This is a genomic window from Ralstonia flaminis (genome assembly GCF_958415495.1).
In the GTDB taxonomy this organism is placed as follows: Bacteria; Pseudomonadota; Gammaproteobacteria; order Burkholderiales; family Burkholderiaceae; genus Ralstonia; species Ralstonia flaminis.
The window spans coordinates 69,904-86,525 of sequence record NZ_CATZLL010000008.1 but is presented as its reverse complement, the minus strand read 5'-3'; the positions used below and the strand labels follow the sequence as shown (position 1 = coordinate 86,525).

Below are 16,622 nucleotides of genomic sequence, written 5' to 3'. Positions count from 1 at the left end.
AAGGTGCCCATGTCGGTCACGAGCGTAAAGCAGGCGCGTTTTGGAGTACGAATCCGCGCACAAATCGGAGCAGTGTTGGCGGTAGGGTTTGCATGCCTGACCATTTCGGCCTGCGGCATCCTGCCAGAACAGCAAGACGAAACGGTCGGCTGGTCAGCCAACAAATTATATTCTGAAGCGAAGGACTCGCTCGACGGCGGCGACTACGCCAAGGCCGTCAAGTACTACGAAAAGCTTGAAAGCCGCTATCCGTTCGGCCCGTACGCTCAGCAAGCGCAGATCGAAACCGCTTACGCCAACTATAAGGATGGCGAAACTGCCGCCGCGCTGGCTGCTGTCGATCGCTTCATCCAGTTGCACCCGAACCACCCCAGTGTCGATTACGCCTATTACCTCAAGGGCCTGATCAACTTCAACGACAACCTGGGCTGGCTTGGCCGCTTCTCGAATCAAGACCTGAGCGAGCGCGACCCGAAGGCAGCGCGTGCCGCCTATGACGCGTTCAAGACGCTGATCACGCGCTTCCCGAACAGCAAGTACACGCCGGATGCGACCGCACGCATGCAGTACATCGTCAACGCGATGGCTGAGCATGAAGTGGGCGCTGCACGCTACTACTATCGCCGTGGCGCTTACCTGGCTGCCGTCAACCGTGCCCAGGATGCCATCAAGGACTACGACCGCGCCCCGGCTGTGGAAGAAGCCCTGTACATCATGATGAAGTCGTACGAAGCGCTGGGCATGAAGGACATGCGCGACGACACCGAACGCATCATCAAGCAGAACTACCCGAACAGCGATTTCCTCGCCTTCGGTCAACGCAAGAAAGACAAGCCGTGGTACCAGATGTGGTAGGCAAGGCGTGAACAGCCATAAAAAGCCCGGTCCAGTTTGGCCGGGCTTTTTATTTGTGCGTCACGTCAACATCAGTCTGAACCGGCGTCTACCGGCAGCGTATCGGGTTGCAGCGAGCGCAAAAAGCCCGCTGCGGTATCAGCTTCACGCGTGCGCTTGAAGGGCGGCAGACTTTGCCAGATTTGCCGGCCGTAGTTCTTCTCCACCAGGCGTGGGTCGCAGATCATCAGCACGCCGCGATCGGTCTCGGAGCGAATCAACCGCCCCGCCCCTTGCTTGAGCGTGATGACGGCGTGCGGCAACTGGTGTACGGCGAATGGGCTCAAGCCCTTCTTTTCCAGTGCTTCCATGCGCGCACTCAGCACCGGATCATCGGGCGGCGCAAACGGCAACTTATCGATCACGACCAGCGACAACGCCTCGCCGCGCACGTCCACGCCCTCCCAGAAACTCTGGCTGCCGATCAGCACGGCATTACCGAGCGTGCGGAAACGATCGAGCAGCTCGGTGCGGCTGGCCTGCCCCTGCACTAGCAACGGAAAATCCCAACCACGCTGGGCAAACTCATCGGCCAATCGTTCGGCTGCGCGGTTGACGGCACGCAGCGTCGTGCACAAGACGAAGGTCTTGCCACCCGCCGCCTCGATCATCGGCAAGGCAGCGTCGAGCACGGCATCCGTAAAGCGCGGATCGCTCGGTTGCGGCAGATCACGCGGCACATACAGCAAGCCCTGCGACGCGTAGTCGAACGGGCTGTCCAGCGTCATCGACTGATCCCGATTGAGCCCAAGTTGTGCCGCGTAATGTGTGAAGTTGCCACGCACCGACAGCGTGGCTGAGGTGAATATCCATGCGCGCGGCTGGCCCGCACGCTGGCGCGAAAAGATCGGCGCAATGGACAGCGGCGTCAGATGCAACTGCACGGAATTGGCAAATACCTCAACCCAGCGCACGCGTTCATCGAACGGTGCGGTTTCCACAGTCTCGCCCTCTTCGTTCTTCATCACGGGCGCCGGCTTGGGGTTCGCCCACGCATCCAGCTGGTCGCACAGCGCGGCGGCACGACGATGGCATTGCTCGATGGTCTCGGCGCGTTCGGCCTGGGCCTCCAACGCGCCTGTGAAATCCGACAGCGCTTGCTCCAGCTTCGGCAGCACTTCGTAGAACGGTTTGGCGGTCGCCTGATCGTTGTCGATCTGCTTGATCGACAGGCGCGCGCCGTCCTGGCGGAACACCAGGCGCAGATCACGTGCGGCGCGCTCCAGCGGCGCAGCAATGGCAACCCAGTCCACAGCATCACGCGCATGCGACAGCCCCTCAGCCACGGCATCGCGTGCCAGCTCCAGAATCTGGTTGGTCGAAATCGTCTCGCCAAAGAACAGCGTGGCGGTTTCTGGCAACTGGTGCGCTTCGTCGAAGATGATCGTGTTGGCCGCCGGCAGCAACTCGGCCATCCCCGTGTCCTTCAACATCACATCTGCAAAGAACAGGTGATGGTTGACCACCACCACATCGGCCTGCTGCGCCTCCTTGCGGGCGCGCATGACGAAGCAATCCTTGTAGTACGCGCAGTCGGAACCGAGGCAGTTGTCGCGCGTGGACGTCACGAGATTCCACACCGGCGCGTTCTCGGGCACGGTGGACATCTCGGCCTTGTCGCCCGTCTTCGTGGTCTTCAGGAAGAGATTGATCTGGCGCAGCCACGCCGCGTCCTGACGCGACGACAGGCGCCCGTTCTGCGACGTGCGTTCCAGGTGGTAATGGCAGACGTAGTTCGCGCGCCCCTTGAGCAGCGCCACCGAGACCGGCGCATTCAGCGCCTTGCGCACCGTCGGAATGTCACGCAGGAAGAGTTGATCCTGCAGGTTCTTCGTCCCCGTGGACAGGATCACCTTGCCGCCCCACAGCATCGCTGGAACAAGGTATGCGTAAGTCTTGCCCGTGCCCGTGCCGGCCTCGACGATGAGCGAATCGGTGGCCTCAATGGCATTGGCCACCGCTTGCGCCATCGTCAGTTGCGAGCTGCGCGGCCGATACGAGTCGATGCCTTTGGCCAGCGTGCCATCGTCGGCGAAGAGTGTGGCCAGCTCAGCATGATGGGCATCGGCGGGGACAGCGGCGGCAGAGGTGTCACCAGCCGCACCGGAATCACTCGGCGGCTCGGCGAGCGGGGAAAGCGAAGTCAACGGAGAAAAGTCCCTGGGGGCAAATGAAGGAAGCCGCATGTGCTGGCGGCTTCTCGAAGTTGGGGGGAGCGATGCTTAGGCCGGCACGTCCGGCTCAAGCTGCAACTGTAGCAGCGTGATGGCGTCCTTGAGTTTCAGCTTGCGCTTCTTGAGCCGCCGCAGCTGCAGCTCGTCGTGATCAATTTCCGACGCCAGCTTATCAATCAGGAAATCGAGATCACGATGCTCGATCTGCAGTTCGATGATGCGACGTGAGATCGTGTTCAGATCGCTGTCCATCACTTCCTCCCGGGACACACCCGTCCACGCTTCCGAGTTTAGAACCCCAGCGGGCTCGCGTTGCTGTTGTTTTGTTCGTTGCGGCGCTTGGTCTGCTCGCGGCGCTCTTCCAGTTCCTTCTGGCGCTGCACGGCGTCCTGCTGCTTGTCCTGGAACTGCTTGACGTTCTCTGCGCGCTTGGCGGCATTGGCGGCGCCCTGCTCTTGCGCGGCCTTGAGTTTGGCATCGTGCTCCGCCTGCTTCTGAGCGTTCGCCTGCGCGTTGGCGGCACGCTGCGGCGCTTCGGCCTGGCGTTGCGCTTCGTTCAGGCGCTGCTGTTCCTGCTTGTTCTGGAAGTCGGTGCGGTTTTTCTGCTCAGCAGCTTCACGTTGCGGACGCTCGGCGTTGTACTGGGCCTCGCGGATGGCGCGATCCTGATCGCGGCGTGCAGCACGGTCGGCGCGCTCGGCTTCGTCCAGCGCTAGCTCGCGCTCACGGATGGTGTGGAGTTCCGTTCGGCGCACATCCTTGGCTTTGTCGATGCAGCGTGTAACGAAGAATTTGTCGTAACAGGCGCGCTCGGCCTGCGCATAGCGGTACTCGGCCCATGATTTGGCACTGTTGATGCGGTCGTGTTCCGCGCCGAAATCCGGTGGCGTGGCAGGCACGGCAGGAGTCGATGCGGAGGTCGGCGCAACAGCCGGCTGAGATTGGCTCCATGCGGGCGCGGCACAGAGCGCGGCAAGCAGCAGAACCAAGCGGGAAACACGGTGCGCACCGGCGCGGCCAACCGTGTGGCAATGGGCAGAAAACGGGAGCGTAGGCATAACGTGCATTTTATCACCGCGCCTGTGCGGCAAACGTCGCGTGGGGCGCGCAGTCAGCGCCGGAACAGATTGTGCCTTATGGCAAAATGCGCGGCTTCCCATCGCACTCTCTGGAAGCAATGACCGATTCCGTGTTGCAGAAGATCGTCTCCCGCATTGCCGTTGAACTGGCCGTCAAGCCACATCAGGTTGCCGCCGCCGTGCAACTGCTGGACGAAGGCGCCACCGTGCCTTTTATCGCACGCTACCGCAAGGAAGTGACGGACAACCTGGACGACACGCAACTGCGTAACCTGGAAGAGCGCCTGCTGTATCTGCGCGAGCTGGAAGACCGCCGCGCGGCCATCCTGGCTTCCATTGAGGAGCAAGGCAAGCTGACCGACGCGCTACGCACGGCCATCGAAGCCGCCGAGACCAAGCAGGTGCTGGAAGACCTCTACCTGCCGTACAAGCCCAAGCGCCGCACGCGCGCGCAGATCGCCCGTGAATGTGGCCTGGAGCCGCTGGCACAGGCGCTGCTGGCGGATCCGACACTTGACCCGCAGGCCGAAGCCGCCAAATTCGTCAACGGCAACCCGACCGCAGACGGCGGCGTGCCCGACGTGAAAGCTGCGCTGGACGGCGCACGCGACATCCTCTCCGAACAGTTTGGCGAGACCGCCGAGCTGCTGGGCAAGGTGCGCGAGCACCTGTGGAACCACGGCTTGGTCTCGTCAACGGTGGTGGAAGGTAAGGAAACCGCCGAGGAAGAGAAATTCCGCGATTACTACGCCTACAGCGAGCCCATCCGCAACGTGCCGTCGCACCGTGCGCTGGCGCTGTTCCGCGGCCGCAATGCGGGCGTACTGTTCGTCAAGCTCGGTCTGGGCGAAGAACAGGATGCGATGAGCCCGCACCCGTGCGAAACCATGATCGCGCGCCATGTCGGCATCGAAAACAAGGGCCGCGCGGCCGACAAGTGGCTGTCGGACGTCTGCCGCTGGTGCTGGCGCGTCAAGGTGCAGCCGCATATCGAGACGGAATTGCTGACGCAGTTGCGCGAATCGGCTGAAGCTGAGGCCATCAAGATCTTCGGCCGCAACCTGCACGACCTGCTGCTGGCCGCACCCGCTGGCCCGAAGGCTGTGATGGGCGTCGATCCTGGTATCCGTACGGGCTGCAAGATTGCGGTGGTGGATCACACCGGCAAGCTGCTGGAAACCGCCACGATTTACCCGCACGAACCGCGCCGCGACTGGAATGGCTCCCTTTCGACGATGGCACGCCTGGCCAAGCAGCACGGCGTGGCGCTGGTTTCCATCGGCAACGGCACCGCCAGCCGCGAGACTGACAAGCTGGTGCAAGACCTCATGCGCAACATGCCCGAGCTGAAGCTCACCAAGATCGTGGTGAGCGAGGCTGGCGCGTCGGTGTATTCGGCGTCGGAACTGGCCGCCAAGGAATTCCCGGAGCTGGACGTGTCGCTGCGCGGCGCGGTATCGATTGCGCGCCGTCTGCAAGACCCGTTGGCGGAGTTGGTGAAGATCGATCCGAAGTCGATCGGCGTTGGTCAATACCAGCACGACGTGAACCAGCGTGAGCTGGCCCGCGCGTTGGATGCGATTGTCGAGGATTGCGTGAACGCGGTCGGCGTAGATGTGAACACCGCCTCTGCCCCGCTGCTGGCGCGCGTGTCGGGCCTGAACTCGATCCTCGCCAAGAACATCGTCGAATACCGCGATGCCAACGGCGCGTTCTCCAACCGCGATGCACTGAAGAAGGTGCCGCGCCTGGGCGACAAGACGTTCGAGCAAGCCGCCGGCTTCCTGCGCGTCAACGACGGAGACAACCCGCTCGATCGCTCGTCGGTGCACCCGGAAGCGTATCCGGTGGTCAAGCGCATTCTGGACAGCATCAAGAAAGGCATCGGCGACGTGCTCGGCAACCGCGAGGCACTGCGCGGCCTGACCGCCCGTGACTTCACCGACGAGAAGTTTGGCCTGCCGACCGTGGTGGACATCCTGTCCGAACTGGAAAAGCCCGGCCGCGACCCGCGCCCCGAGTTCAAGACAGCCACCTTTCAGGACGGCGTGGAAGACATCAAGGACCTGCAGCCCGGCATGGTGCTCGAAGGCGTGGTAACCAACGTGGCGGCCTTCGGTGCGTTCATCGACATCGGCGTGCATCAGGATGGGCTGGTGCACGTGTCGGCGCTGTCGACCAAGTTCGTGCGCGATCCGCACGAGGTGGTCAAGCCCGGCCAGATCGTCAAGGTCAAGGTGATGGAGGTCGACGTGAAGCGCAACCGCATCGGTTTGACGATGCGCCTGTCGGACGAGCCAGGCCAGACGCCTGCCCGCACCGGCGGTGGTGATCGCCCGAACGGCGGCAGCAACCGCCAAGGCGGCCAGCAACGCCGTGACGCAGCACCGGCAGGTGGCGCCATGGCGGCCGCCTTCGCCAAGCTCAAGCGCTAAACGCACGTTTCGCTGGCCAGAGCCCGCCCGGTCTTCGGACCCGGCGGGCTTTTTGTTGGCCCATCTCGAACTATGCGGAGTGCGTTACAAGTCCTTACTTGTATGGAACTTTCCTAACACTCGCGCGTCGTCGGCGCGTCTTTTCGGCCCGTTAAGGAGGCACAGGCACACACCGCGCCTGGCACCCACGAGGAGAAACACCATGAAGACGAGCCACACCCTGATCGCTGTTCTGCTTGCTGTTGCTGGTACCGCTGCCTTCGCCCAGACCACTCCGGTCACGCAGGTGCAACAAGACAATCAGCAGATCCATCAGGACAACCGTGATATCCGTCACGATAACCGTGATATCCGCCAGGATCGTGCCGACATCGGCAGCGACAAGGCTGCACTGAACGTCGACCGCGCCGCACGCAACGCTGATCAACGCCGCGAAAACCGCGACCTGGCCAACGGCAACGTCAAAGGTGCTGAGTACTGGGATCAAAAGCGCGCCCAGGAACAACACCAAGTCAACGCAGAACGCCACGACCTGCACCAGGACCGCAAAGACCTCCACGCCGACGTCAAAGACCGCAACCACGACGTGCGCGCACGCAACCACGAAGTGCACAAGCGCGACCACGACGCGTCGAAGATCTAACTCAAGCGCCGCCTCAAGCAAAACGGCCCGTGCGTCTCTCTCGCACGGGCCGTTTTGTTTTTCAGTGACGCCGGTCTTAAATCTCGACCTTGGTCCCCAGCTCCACCACGCGGTTGGCGGGAATATGGAAGAAGTCCGAAGGCTTGGCGCCGTTCTGGTGCATCCAGGCAAACAGACGCTCGCGCCACATCGACATTCCCGGCAACTTGGACGGCACCACCGATTCACGCGCGATGAAGAATGACGTGTCCATCAGTTCACAGCGCGTGCCGATCTGCGGCTGACCCAGTTCAAGCACACGGTACACGTCCGGCGTTTCCTTGAAGCCATATTCGGCCTTGACGATGTAGATGCCGCCGCCCAGGTCGCGCACCGTCACGCGGTGCTTGTCATCCACGTACGGAATGTCGCGCGTGACAAAGCTGATGAAAATCACGCGTTCGTGCAGCACGCGGTTGTGCTTCAGGTTATGCAGCAGCGACACCGGCACAAAGTCGGTATTGCCGGTCAGGAACACCGCCGTGCCTTCCACGCGATGCGGCGGATGCGCCAGCAGGCCCGCCAGAAACGGCTCCAGCGGAATGCCATCTTCCAGGCTGCGTGCGCGCAGCAGCTTCTTGCCTTTGTACCAGGTCATCAGCAGGAAGAACACGCCGGCACCCAGCATCAGCGGGAACCAGCCACCGTCACGAATCTTCAGCAGGTTGGCCGCGAAGAACGCCAGGTCGACGACCAGGAAGCCCAGGATCACCAGCGTCACCAGCACCGTATTCCAGCGCCACACCGAGCGCATCACCACCGCTGCCAGTACCGTGGTAATGACCATCGTGGTCGTCACGGCAATACCGTAGGCCGCGGCCAGGTTGTCGGACTTCTTGAACGCCAGCACCACGCCAATCACCAGGATCAGCAGCATCCAGTTGACCATCGGCACGTAGATCTGGCCGATCTCGGCTTCCGACGTATAACGGATGCGCATGCGCGGCACAAAGCCCAGCTGAATCGCTTGGCTCGTCAGCGAGAACGCCCCCGAGATCACGGCCTGCGAGGCAATGACCGTTGCGGCCGCGGCCAGCACCACCATCGGCAGCTGCAGCGCCTCCGGCACGGAGCGGTAGAACGGGTTCTCGATCGTGCTCGGGTCGGTCAGCATCATGGCGCCCTGGCCGAAGTAGTTCAGCAACAGGCTCGGTGCCACGATAAAGAACCACGCCCAGCGGATCGGGCGCGCGCCAAAGTGGCCCATGTCGGCGTACAGCGCTTCCGCGCCGGTCAGCACCAGAAACACCGAACCCAGCACGATGAATGCCTGCAGCGCGTGGTCATGCAGGAACGAAATCGCATACATCGGGTTGATGGCCACCAGAATCTGGGGAGCCTTCACCAGGTTCATCAAGCCCAACGCTGCCAGTGCGGCAAACCACACCAACATCACTGGACCAAACAGCTTGCCGACCACCGATGTACCGCTGCGCTGGATCAGGAACAGCGCCGTCAGGATCACCAGCGTGATCGGCAGCACGAACGGCGATAGCGCAGGCGCCGCGATCTCCAGGCCCTCCATGGCTGAAAGCACCGAGATGGCCGGCGTGATCACCGCATCGCCATAGAACATGCACGCCCCGAAGACGCCGAGCATCATCAGCAGCGACACGCGTTTTGAGTTCGGATTGGCCGTGCGCAGCGACAGCGCCATCAGCGCGAGGATGCCGCCTTCGCCGTTGTTGTCGGCGCGCATCACGAACAGCACGTACTTGAGCGACACCACGATCACCATCGCCCAGAAGAGCATCGAAATGATGCCGAGCACCGCGGTATTGGAAAAGGGAATGCCGTGCTCCGGATTGAAGGCTTCCTTGAGCGAGTACAGCGGGCTGGTCCCGATGTCGCCGAACACCACACCGACCGCGCCGATCACCATGGCGCGCAGGTTTACGTTGGTCTTGGGGGGGGACCCCGCGGCTGTAAGAGCTTGACTCATGTGCTTGTAAATCGGCCGAAGTACTGGCCGCTCAAAAAATAGTGCAATGCACAATGAGGGCGGATTGTACTCCGCGCCTTTCTCACGCCAACCCCTCAAACGGGCAATCGTTGCCGCGCTGCATCAGGACAAATCCCCCCTTGCCATTGGCGTTTTGGGGCGACCGCGTCGAACCGCATCGACAAACAGCCGTTTGATATCTGCAACGGAAACCGGTACAAAGCCAAGCGCTATGCACCTTGTTGCCGGGTCAGGCGTGCTGTACTGCACATAGCCAAACGTAGGACAGCAGCGGACAGAACTTTGTAGGAGAATGACTGACAAAGCTGAATTGCAAACTTCTTTGCCAGATCGCCCGGACGGCGACGCGGCAATCCCTGAACAAGGTCGGGCCTTGTCCTATTCATCCATCCGCATCTGGGGACGCACACAGACTGCACTGGCCGCACTGATCGTGCTGCTGGTCGTCGCTGTGGTGCTGTTCGCCATTCCGCGCGTGATCCTGCCCTGGACGCAGTCGGCGTTCGCGCAGCGTCTCGATCCGGCGGTGTGGGCGGACTACACAGGCCCGTATGACGTGGCGGCGGCCGTGGTGGCCGTCAGCGCCATCGTCATCTACCTGACCCGGCGCTAGGGCCGGTTGACACGGTTCAACGTGCCAGCGCGCGAGCGCACTCCGCCACCAACGACGGACCACGATAGATCAACCCGGTATAGAGCTGCACAAGCTGTGCGCCAGCGTCGATCTTCTCGCGCGCGTGCTCACCCGCCAGAATGCCGCCCACGCCGATGATCGGTACGGCATCGCCCAGTAAACCGCGCAGCGCGCGAATCACTCGCGTCGAACCTTCACGCACCGGCTGACCCGACAGGCCGCCCGCCTCTTCGGCATGCGCCAAGCCGGTCACAGCTTCGCGGCTGATCGTCGTGTTGGTAGCGATCACGCCATCCATCTTGTGGCGCAACAACGCATCGGCCACGTTGGCAATCTGGTCGTCGTCGAGATCCGGCGCGATCTTCAACGCCACCGGCACATAGCGCTTGTGCTGATCGGCCAGGCGCTGCTGTGCATCGCGCAGCGTACCGAGCAGGCTATCGAGTTCGCTCGCACCCTGGAGCTGACGCAAGTTCTTCGTATTCGGCGACGAGATGTTCACCGTCACGTAGCTGGCATGCGGGTACACGCGCTCCAGGCAGTGCAGGTAATCGTCGACGGCGCGTTCGATGGGCGTATCGGCGTTCTTGCCGATGTTCAGGCCAAGCACACCACCTGCCTCACGCCACTTCGATGCCTTCACGTTATTGATGAAGGCGTCGACACCGCCGTTGTTGAAACCCATGCGGTTGATCAACGCGTTCGCGGCCGGCAAGCGGAACATGCGCGGGCGCGGGTTGCCCGGCTGCGCGCGCGGCGTGACCGTGCCCACCTCGATGAAGCCGAAGCCAAGCGCGCCAAGCGCGTCGATATAGGCACCGTCCTTGTCCAGCCCTGCGGCCAGACCCACTGCGTTCGGAAACGTCACGCCCATCACCGTGCGCGGCTGCGGCGCAATACGCGTGCCGATGCAACTGGAGAACCCCATCGCATGCGCCCGCTTGAGCTGGTTCAACGTGAAGTGGTGCGCGTCTTCGGGGTCCATCGAAAACAGCAGCGGGCGGGCAAGCGGGTACAGGGCGTTGAGCACGGTCAGAGTCAGGAGAAAACGCGAAAGGCCGCATTGTAAATGGCGCGCGCATTGCAATGCATCGTGTGCGCCGCATTCGAACATCACGATACTGGATGCGTCTAACAATCAGGCACGGTTTGCCATCGTAGGCACATCGCACGAACATCACGCACCACCCCGGTGACGATTGCACGAGAAAGATGTTGCATTGCCACAGCAGTTTCGATATACTCTTTTATTCGACGGACGCGGGGTGGAGCAGTCTGGCAGCTCGTCGGGCTCATAACCCGAAGGTCGCAGGTTCAAATCCTGCCCCCGCAACCAGCCAGAAGTCGAACGTGTTTTTTACGGACGCGGGGTGGAGCAGTCTGGCAGCTCGTCGGGCTCATAACCCGAAGGTCGCAGGTTCAAATCCTGCCCCCGCAACCAACGACGAAAGTCGAACGGCTCGCTCCAAGACCTGGGCCGAATAAGAAACACTGCAGCAAAGCCCGCACTAGCGGGCTTTTTGCTTTTCTGCGTGCCGCCACAGCCCGCAGCTCAGTCGATACCCCGACCCATGCGGGGCCACGCCACCTCGGTGATACACTGAGATATTCCACTTGCCTGAGTGCACATGGTTCCCATGAAATTCTGTTCCAACTGCGGCCAGCCAGTCGTCTCGCGCATTCCCGCCGGCGACAACCGACTGCGCGACGTGTGCGATCACTGCAATACGATTCACTACGTGAATCCGCGCAACGTGGTCGGCACTGTGCCCGTGTGGAACGATCAGGTCCTGCTGTGCAAACGCGCCATCGAGCCGCGCTACGGTTTCTGGACCTTGCCCGCGGGCTTCATGGAAATTGGAGAGACGACCGCGCAAGCCGCCGAGCGAGAAACGCTGGAAGAAGCTGGCGCCAGCATCGAGATCGGTGAACTGTATTCGGTGCTGAATGTGCCGCACGTGCATCAGGTGCACCTGTTCTACCTGGCCAAGTTGAGCAATCTCAATTTCGCTGCGGGCGAGGAAAGCCTGGAAGTCGCGCTCTTCAATGAAGCCGACATCCCCTGGGATGACCTCGCCTTCCCGACCGTCATCCATACGCTTCGCTGCTTCTTTGCCGACCGCGCGGCAGGCAAGCTGACCGACGGCAGCTTCCGCCTCCACACGCTGGACATCTACAAGCCAATGCGCTCGGCCACGGTCGACACACCGGCCACGACGTCGTAATCCAGCCTCAACATTTCTCCGCATCATGATCGCCTGGCTGGATCCGCACGATCCCTTTCCGCCGGTCGATCGCGCGCTCGGGCCTGAATCCGAGGCGCCGGGCCTGCTTGCCGCAAGCGCCGAACTCTCTCCGCAGCGGCTGCTGATTGCGTATCGGCAAGGCATCTTTCCCTGGTATGCGCAGGGCCAGCCGGTGCTGTGGTGGAGCACTGATCCGCGCATGGTGCTGCGCCCGGAGGACTTTCGCGTATCAGCTACGTTCCGCAAGACACTGCGCCGCGTGCTCGATAACCCCGCCTGGGAAATCCGCATCGACCACGCATTCCGCGAAACGATGGTCGACTGCGCCACCACCGCGCGTCCTGGCCAGCACGGCACGTGGATCACCGAGGACGTGATCCAGGCGTATACCGCCCTGCACCGTCGCGGCTATGCCCACAGCGTCGAGACCTGGTATGCCGGCAAGCGCGTAGGCGGTCTGTACGGCGTATCTTTGGGCCATATGTTCTACGGTGAATCCATGTTCGCCCACCGTACCGACGCCTCAAAAATCGCCTTGGCGGCACTGTGCGCCTTCCTCGGCAGTCAGGGCGTCGCGATGATAGACTGCCAGCAGGAGACCGAACATCTGGCGTCGCTGGGAGGAGCCCCGGTGCCGCGCGCAGCGTTTCTCGCGCATGTGCGGGAAGCGGCCAACGCACCGGCCATCGTGCCGTGGCACTTCGACAAATCCGCGCTTCGTCGATGGACCGTGCGCAATGAGCAAGCTTAAGGAACTTCCTCTCTCGGCATTGCAGTTCTATGCCACCGCGCCTTACGCGTGCAGCTACCTGGATGGCCGCTTGGCGCGCTCGCAGGTCGCCACGCCGGCGCACCTGATCAACGCGGACGTCTACTCCAAGCTCGTGCGCGCCGGGTTCCGGCGCAGCGGCATCTTCACGTATCGCCCCCACTGTGACGACTGCCACGCATGCACGCCCTGTCGCGTCGTGGTCGATCAGTTTTCGCCTTCACGCACGCAACGCCGCGCTGTGGAGCGGCATCAGTCGCTCGAGGCGCTGGTCGCTCCGCTCACCTATGTCGAAGAGCACTACCAGCTCTACCTGCTTTACCAATCCGTCCGCCACGCCGGCGGCGGCATGGATCATGACAGCCGCGACCAGTACGAGCAGTTCCTGCTGCAAAGCCGGGTGAATTCGCGTCTAGTCGAGTTTCGCGAGCCACCCGAATCGCCATTGGCGGGCAAGCTGCGCATGGTAAGCATGATCGACGTGCTGGAGGACGGTTTGTCGTCCGTCTACACGTTCTACGATCCGATGGAGCACAAGGCGAGCTACGGAACATACAATGTGCTCTGGCAGATCGCCCAGGCGCAGGCGTTGGACCTGCCCTATGTCTACCTCGGCTACTGGATCGAACAGAGCCGCAAGATGGCCTACAAGGCTTTGTTCCAGCCGCTGGAGTTGCTGGTCAATGGGGAGTGGCGGCGATTTGAGGACGTAGCACCGGCCACGGAGTAAGCCTCAGCGAGAGGTTCGCTCAATCCCGGCATCGATCACGCCGTATGCGCTGATATTGGAGCTCTGGCTGTATTGCTCGCGCGAGGTCGTGCAACCTGCCAGCGCGGCACCCACGCACACCAACCCCGCGGCCCACAGCACGGCACGTTTCCATCCAGTCGTTCGGTTCATCGGGTCAACTCCTCTCATGGCGTGGTTGTGAGCCGTTCGGCCAGCACCGTGTTGTATGCGCGGACCATCCCCGGGATCAGGAATACATCCACCAAAACCCACAGCCCGCCGATGACGGCCAGCACCCAGCCCGCCGTATTGCTCATGTCGCGAAACGCCAGCCAGGTCCCGCCAATGTTGGCGACCGCCTGCGCGATGCCGCTGCCCGGCCGTTTCACGTAGAAACGATGCGCCCCGAGAAAGCCCAACAGGAACCACCAGAGGTAGGCGACGCCGGTGGTCTTCTTTTGGGCGTCATACAGCATGATTTCGCGGGCAGTTTCGTTCATAGGGTCGGTAAGCTTGGGCGTTTCCGGTCAGACAGCAGCGCGGCTCGCGCGTTCCATGTCGCGTATCGATTACATGCTGGCGAGCTTGGCCTCTGCCTTGTCGGCCCACAGGCGCATCTCGGCAAGCAGCGACGCCGGCGAGAACGAGCAACTCTCCTCACTGAACGACACGGCCATGTCCAGCCGCTGCAGCATCGACCGGCGGACCTGGTCGTATGCCGGCGGCAGCACGGCCAGCGGCGCAAGCGTGGTTTCATCGCGCCAATGCTTGAGCAAGCGCGGAATGTCAGGCGATTGCGCATGGCGATCCAGCGCGTCACGCAGCGTTTGCAGGGATTCAGCAGCGGTCATGCACGCGCCCTCTTCTCACGGTACAACTCACGGAATGTTTTACCGGCGGGGGCCGGCATGTCTCGTGTATCGGTCCACCCCTTGCCGACCGGCAGCGAATGGATCAGCTTCTTGTCGCCGCCCATCCAGCGCAGCACACGCGCCGCAACCCATGTACCCGCTGAATACAGCGCCGGCCGCCGCGCCATGAAGCCCCATACGCGCAAGCCGAAACGCTCGGATTGCGGGCGCAGTTCGCGCTCCATCTGCTTCTCGCGCAGCTTGCGCAGCAGGTCTGATAAGGGAATCGATGCCGGGCAGACGCGATTACATTCGCCGCACAGCGTAGCCGCCTGCGGCAGGTCCAGCGCGTTCGACAGTCCGACGTAGCTCGGCGTGAGCACACTGCCCATCGGGCCTGGATACACCCAACCATAGGCATGCCCACCGATCTTCTGATAGACCGGGCAATGGTTCATGCATGCGCCACAGCGGATACAACGCAGCATCTCCTGAAACTCGCCACCGATCAAACCACTGCGGCCACCATCGACGATGACGAAGTACATGTGCTCAGGGCCGTCTTTCTCGCCGGGCGCGCGCGGACCGGTCAACAACGAGAAGTAATTCGAGATGGCCTGCCCTGTGGCCGAGCGCGGCAACAGGCGCATCACGGTCGCCAGATCTTCGAGTGTCGGCAATACTTTTTCGATGCCCGTCACGGCGACGTGCACGCGCGGCATGATCGTGCACATGCCTTCATTGCCTTCGTTGGTAACGACGGCGACCGAGCCCGTCTCGGCAATGATGAAGTTGCCGCCCGTCACACCCATGTCGGCAGAAAGAAACTCGGGGCGCAGCACCTCGCGCGCCTCGCGGGTCATTTCAGGGATGTCGGTCAGGCGCGGCTTGTTGTGCGTCTTGGCGAAGAGGTCAGCGATCTCTTCCTTATCCTTGTGCACCACCGGCGCGATGATGTGCGACGGTGGCTCGCTGTCGTTGATCTGGAGGATGTATTCCCCCAGATCCGTTTCGATGCTTTGCACGCCCATCTCGCCGAGCACCTGATTCAGGCGCATCTCTTCGGTCACCATCGACTTGCTTTTGATGACCTTCTTGACCTCGTGCTTGCGGGCGATTTCCGCCACCAGGCGAGCGGCATCGGCCGTCGTTTCAGCAAAGAGCACCTTGGCGCCGCGGCGCGTGGCCTCAGCCTCGAATGTGGCGAGCCATACATCAAGGTTCTCCAGCGCGCGGTTGCGACGTTCTTTCAACGCCTCGCGCGTGGCCGGGAAATCAATCTCCTGAATGGCCGTCGCGCGTGCGGTGACGAACTTGGTCGAGAGCTTGGTGAGATTCTGCTGCAGGCGCTTGTCGGCAAGCTTCTGCCCGGCACGCGCCTTGAATTCCATGCTGCGGACTTGCATGCGATTGCGTCTCCGTCGTGTTCTTGGCGCTCAGGCGTCGCCGGCAAGGACCTGCGCGATATGCAGCACACGCGTGCTCGTATCGCCCGTGCGGCGCAGCCGACCTTCGATGTTGAGCATGCAGCCCACATCACCAAGCACCACGGCATCAGCGCCACTGGCCTTGATGTTGGCGCACTTCTCGTCGGCGATGGCAGTGGAAATATCGCCGTACTTAATCGAGAACGTGCCGCCGAAGCCGCAACACGCCTCGCACGACGGCATCTCGGTCAGTTGCACGCCGGGCAGCTTGCCGAGCAACTCGCGCGGCTGCGTCTTTACGCCCAGCTCGCGCAGGCCCGAGCATGAATCGTGATACGTGACGTGGCCTTTGAATTCGGAATCGAGCGACTCGATACGCGCGACATTGACAAGGAAATCGGTCAGCTCGTGCACGCGGGGCGCCAAGCGCTCGTAGCGGCCGGCAAGCTCCGGATCATCGCGAAAGAGATCGGCGTAACCCTTGCGGATCATGCCGCCGCACGAGCCGGACGGGATGACCACGTAATCAAACTGTTCGAATTCCTTGAGCGTTTTCTCGGCCAGATCGCGCGCCAGCGGGCGATCACCCGAGTTGTAGGCAGGCTGGCCGCAGCACGTCTGGGCCGGCGGCACCACCACGTCGTAACCGGCCTTTTCCAGCAGCTTGAGCACCGAAAAACCGATGTCAGGCCGCATCAGATCAACCAGGCAAGTGACGAACAGTCCTACGCGCATGGG

17 protein-coding genes and 2 tRNA genes are annotated in these 16,622 nt (G+C 62.2%); 9 read left to right on the top strand and 10 right to left on the bottom strand.

Going from position 1 to position 16,622, the window contains the following annotated elements; all coding sequences use genetic code 11:
- Positions 1-9 precede the first annotated feature (9 nt).
- Positions 10-855, top strand: a complete 846-nt coding sequence (locus tag R2N11_RS14015) for an outer membrane protein assembly factor BamD (RefSeq protein ID WP_316681448.1) — start codon at positions 10-12, stop codon at positions 853-855.
- Between the two features lie 71 nt (positions 856-926).
- Here the strand turns inward: R2N11_RS14015 and yoaA are convergent, their stop codons facing one another.
- The 3 genes from yoaA to R2N11_RS14000 are packed head-to-tail and all read right to left on the bottom strand — an operon-like array spanning position 927 to position 4,126.
- Positions 927-3,080 carry a DNA repair helicase YoaA gene (yoaA, locus tag R2N11_RS14010; protein ID WP_316681447.1) on the bottom strand — a complete coding sequence of 718 codons (2,154 nt, stop codon included), beginning with the start codon at positions 3,078-3,080 and terminating at the stop codon, positions 927-929.
- Between the two features lie 36 nt (positions 3,081-3,116).
- Positions 3,117-3,320: a DUF465 domain-containing protein gene (locus R2N11_RS14005; protein ID WP_021194625.1), complete on the bottom strand. Its 204-nt coding sequence runs from the start codon at positions 3,318-3,320 to the stop codon at positions 3,117-3,119.
- A 38-nt stretch (positions 3,321-3,358) separates the two neighbouring features.
- Positions 3,359-4,126, bottom strand: a complete 768-nt coding sequence (locus R2N11_RS14000) for a hypothetical protein (protein WP_316681446.1) — start codon at positions 4,124-4,126, stop codon at positions 3,359-3,361.
- 119 nt (positions 4,127-4,245) lie between these two features.
- Between R2N11_RS14000 and R2N11_RS13995 the strand changes: the two genes are divergently transcribed.
- A complete protein-coding gene (locus R2N11_RS13995) occupies positions 4,246-6,582 on the top strand; it encodes a Tex family protein (protein ID WP_316681445.1) in 2,337 nt (778 codons plus the stop codon).
- Positions 6,583-6,784: 202 nt separating this feature from the next.
- The gene (locus tag R2N11_RS13990) at positions 6,785-7,225 is read left to right on the top strand and encodes a hypothetical protein (protein ID WP_316681444.1); all 441 of its coding nucleotides are present in this window, start codon (positions 6,785-6,787) and stop codon (positions 7,223-7,225) included.
- A 76-nt stretch (positions 7,226-7,301) separates the two neighbouring features.
- Here the strand turns inward: R2N11_RS13990 and R2N11_RS13985 are convergent, their stop codons facing one another.
- Positions 7,302-9,206 carry a potassium transporter Kup gene (locus R2N11_RS13985; RefSeq protein WP_316681443.1) on the bottom strand — a complete coding sequence of 635 codons (1,905 nt, stop codon included), beginning with the start codon at positions 9,204-9,206 and terminating at the stop codon, positions 7,302-7,304.
- Positions 9,207-9,600: 394 nt separating this feature from the next.
- Here R2N11_RS13985 and R2N11_RS13980 point away from each other — a divergent pair, with 394 nt between their 5' ends.
- Positions 9,601-9,840, top strand: a complete 240-nt coding sequence (locus tag R2N11_RS13980) for a hypothetical protein (RefSeq protein WP_199029922.1) — start codon at positions 9,601-9,603, stop codon at positions 9,838-9,840.
- A gap of 16 nt (positions 9,841-9,856) precedes the next feature.
- Here the strand turns inward: R2N11_RS13980 and R2N11_RS13975 are convergent, their stop codons facing one another.
- Positions 9,857-10,891 carry a quinone-dependent dihydroorotate dehydrogenase gene (locus R2N11_RS13975; protein WP_316681442.1) on the bottom strand — a complete coding sequence of 345 codons (1,035 nt, stop codon included), beginning with the start codon at positions 10,889-10,891 and terminating at the stop codon, positions 9,857-9,859.
- A 229-nt stretch (positions 10,892-11,120) separates the two neighbouring features.
- Between R2N11_RS13975 and R2N11_RS13970 the strand changes: the two genes are divergently transcribed.
- From R2N11_RS13970 to R2N11_RS13950, 5 genes are all read left to right on the top strand, one after another.
- A tRNA-Met gene (locus R2N11_RS13970) sits at positions 11,121-11,197 on the top strand.
- Between the two features lie 28 nt (positions 11,198-11,225).
- A tRNA-Met gene (locus tag R2N11_RS13965) sits at positions 11,226-11,302 on the top strand.
- Between the two features lie 196 nt (positions 11,303-11,498).
- Entirely contained in the window at positions 11,499-12,086 is a 588-nt protein-coding gene (locus R2N11_RS13960) for an NUDIX hydrolase (protein WP_199029864.1), read from the top strand.
- A 25-nt stretch (positions 12,087-12,111) separates the two neighbouring features.
- Entirely contained in the window at positions 12,112-12,858 is a 747-nt protein-coding gene (gene aat, locus R2N11_RS13955) for a leucyl/phenylalanyl-tRNA--protein transferase (RefSeq protein ID WP_316681441.1), read from the top strand.
- A complete protein-coding gene (locus R2N11_RS13950) occupies positions 12,845-13,606 on the top strand; it encodes an arginyltransferase (protein ID WP_199029868.1) in 762 nt (253 codons plus the stop codon). The genes aat and R2N11_RS13950 overlap by 14 nt, the downstream gene beginning before the upstream one ends.
- Positions 13,607-13,609: 3 nt before the next feature.
- Here the strand turns inward: R2N11_RS13950 and R2N11_RS13945 are convergent, their stop codons facing one another.
- The 5 genes from R2N11_RS13945 to R2N11_RS13925 all read right to left on the bottom strand — a co-directional run bounded on the left by R2N11_RS13945 (position 13,610) and on the right by R2N11_RS13925 (position 16,619).
- Positions 13,610-13,777 (bottom strand): hypothetical protein, encoded by a 168-nt coding sequence (locus tag R2N11_RS13945; RefSeq protein ID WP_199029870.1) that lies wholly within the window; start codon positions 13,775-13,777, stop codon positions 13,610-13,612.
- A 14-nt stretch (positions 13,778-13,791) separates the two neighbouring features.
- The gene (locus R2N11_RS13940) at positions 13,792-14,106 is read right to left on the bottom strand and encodes a TM2 domain-containing protein (RefSeq protein WP_199029872.1); all 315 of its coding nucleotides are present in this window, start codon (positions 14,104-14,106) and stop codon (positions 13,792-13,794) included.
- A gap of 69 nt (positions 14,107-14,175) precedes the next feature.
- The gene (locus R2N11_RS13935; RefSeq protein ID WP_199029875.1) at positions 14,176-14,457 is read right to left on the bottom strand and encodes a hypothetical protein; all 282 of its coding nucleotides are present in this window, start codon (positions 14,455-14,457) and stop codon (positions 14,176-14,178) included.
- Positions 14,454-15,863, bottom strand: a complete 1,410-nt coding sequence (locus tag R2N11_RS13930) for a LutB/LldF family L-lactate oxidation iron-sulfur protein (protein ID WP_316681439.1) — start codon at positions 15,861-15,863, stop codon at positions 14,454-14,456. The genes R2N11_RS13935 and R2N11_RS13930 overlap by 4 nt, the downstream gene beginning before the upstream one ends.
- A gap of 30 nt (positions 15,864-15,893) precedes the next feature.
- The gene (locus tag R2N11_RS13925; RefSeq protein ID WP_199029879.1) at positions 15,894-16,619 is read right to left on the bottom strand and encodes a (Fe-S)-binding protein; all 726 of its coding nucleotides are present in this window, start codon (positions 16,617-16,619) and stop codon (positions 15,894-15,896) included.
- Between the last annotated feature and the right edge of the window lie 3 nt (positions 16,620-16,622).

Excerpts from the sequence above, each read along its gene's own strand:
- R2N11_RS13960 (WP_199029864.1), top strand. The coding sequence starts at position 11,499 with ATGAAATTCTGTTCCAACTGCGGCCAGCCAGTCGTCTCGCGCATTCCC.
- yoaA (WP_316681447.1), bottom strand. The coding sequence starts at position 3,080 with ATGCGGCTTCCTTCATTTGCCCCCAGGGACTTTTCTCCGTTGACTTCG.
- R2N11_RS14005 (WP_021194625.1), bottom strand. The coding sequence starts at position 3,320 with ATGGACAGCGATCTGAACACGATCTCACGTCGCATCATCGAACTGCAG.
- R2N11_RS13925 (WP_199029879.1), bottom strand. The coding sequence starts at position 16,619 with ATGCGCGTAGGACTGTTCGTCACTTGCCTGGTTGATCTGATGCGGCCT.
- R2N11_RS13990 (WP_316681444.1), top strand. The coding sequence starts at position 6,785 with ATGAAGACGAGCCACACCCTGATCGCTGTTCTGCTTGCTGTTGCTGGT.
- R2N11_RS14000 (WP_316681446.1), bottom strand. The coding sequence starts at position 4,126 with ATGCCTACGCTCCCGTTTTCTGCCCATTGCCACACGGTTGGCCGCGCC.
- R2N11_RS14015 (WP_316681448.1), top strand. The coding sequence starts at position 10 with ATGTCGGTCACGAGCGTAAAGCAGGCGCGTTTTGGAGTACGAATCCGC.
- R2N11_RS13985 (WP_316681443.1), bottom strand. The coding sequence starts at position 9,206 with ATGAGTCAAGCTCTTACAGCCGCGGGGTCCCCCCCCAAGACCAACGTA.
- R2N11_RS13995 (WP_316681445.1), top strand. The coding sequence starts at position 4,246 with ATGACCGATTCCGTGTTGCAGAAGATCGTCTCCCGCATTGCCGTTGAA.
- R2N11_RS13940 (WP_199029872.1), bottom strand. The coding sequence starts at position 14,106 with ATGAACGAAACTGCCCGCGAAATCATGCTGTATGACGCCCAAAAGAAG.
- R2N11_RS13945 (WP_199029870.1), bottom strand. The coding sequence starts at position 13,777 with ATGAACCGAACGACTGGATGGAAACGTGCCGTGCTGTGGGCCGCGGGG.
- aat (WP_316681441.1), top strand. The coding sequence starts at position 12,112 with ATGATCGCCTGGCTGGATCCGCACGATCCCTTTCCGCCGGTCGATCGC.
- R2N11_RS13935 (WP_199029875.1), bottom strand. The coding sequence starts at position 14,457 with ATGACCGCTGCTGAATCCCTGCAAACGCTGCGTGACGCGCTGGATCGC.
- R2N11_RS13950 (WP_199029868.1), top strand. The coding sequence starts at position 12,845 with ATGAGCAAGCTTAAGGAACTTCCTCTCTCGGCATTGCAGTTCTATGCC.
- R2N11_RS13930 (WP_316681439.1), bottom strand. The coding sequence starts at position 15,863 with ATGCAAGTCCGCAGCATGGAATTCAAGGCGCGTGCCGGGCAGAAGCTT.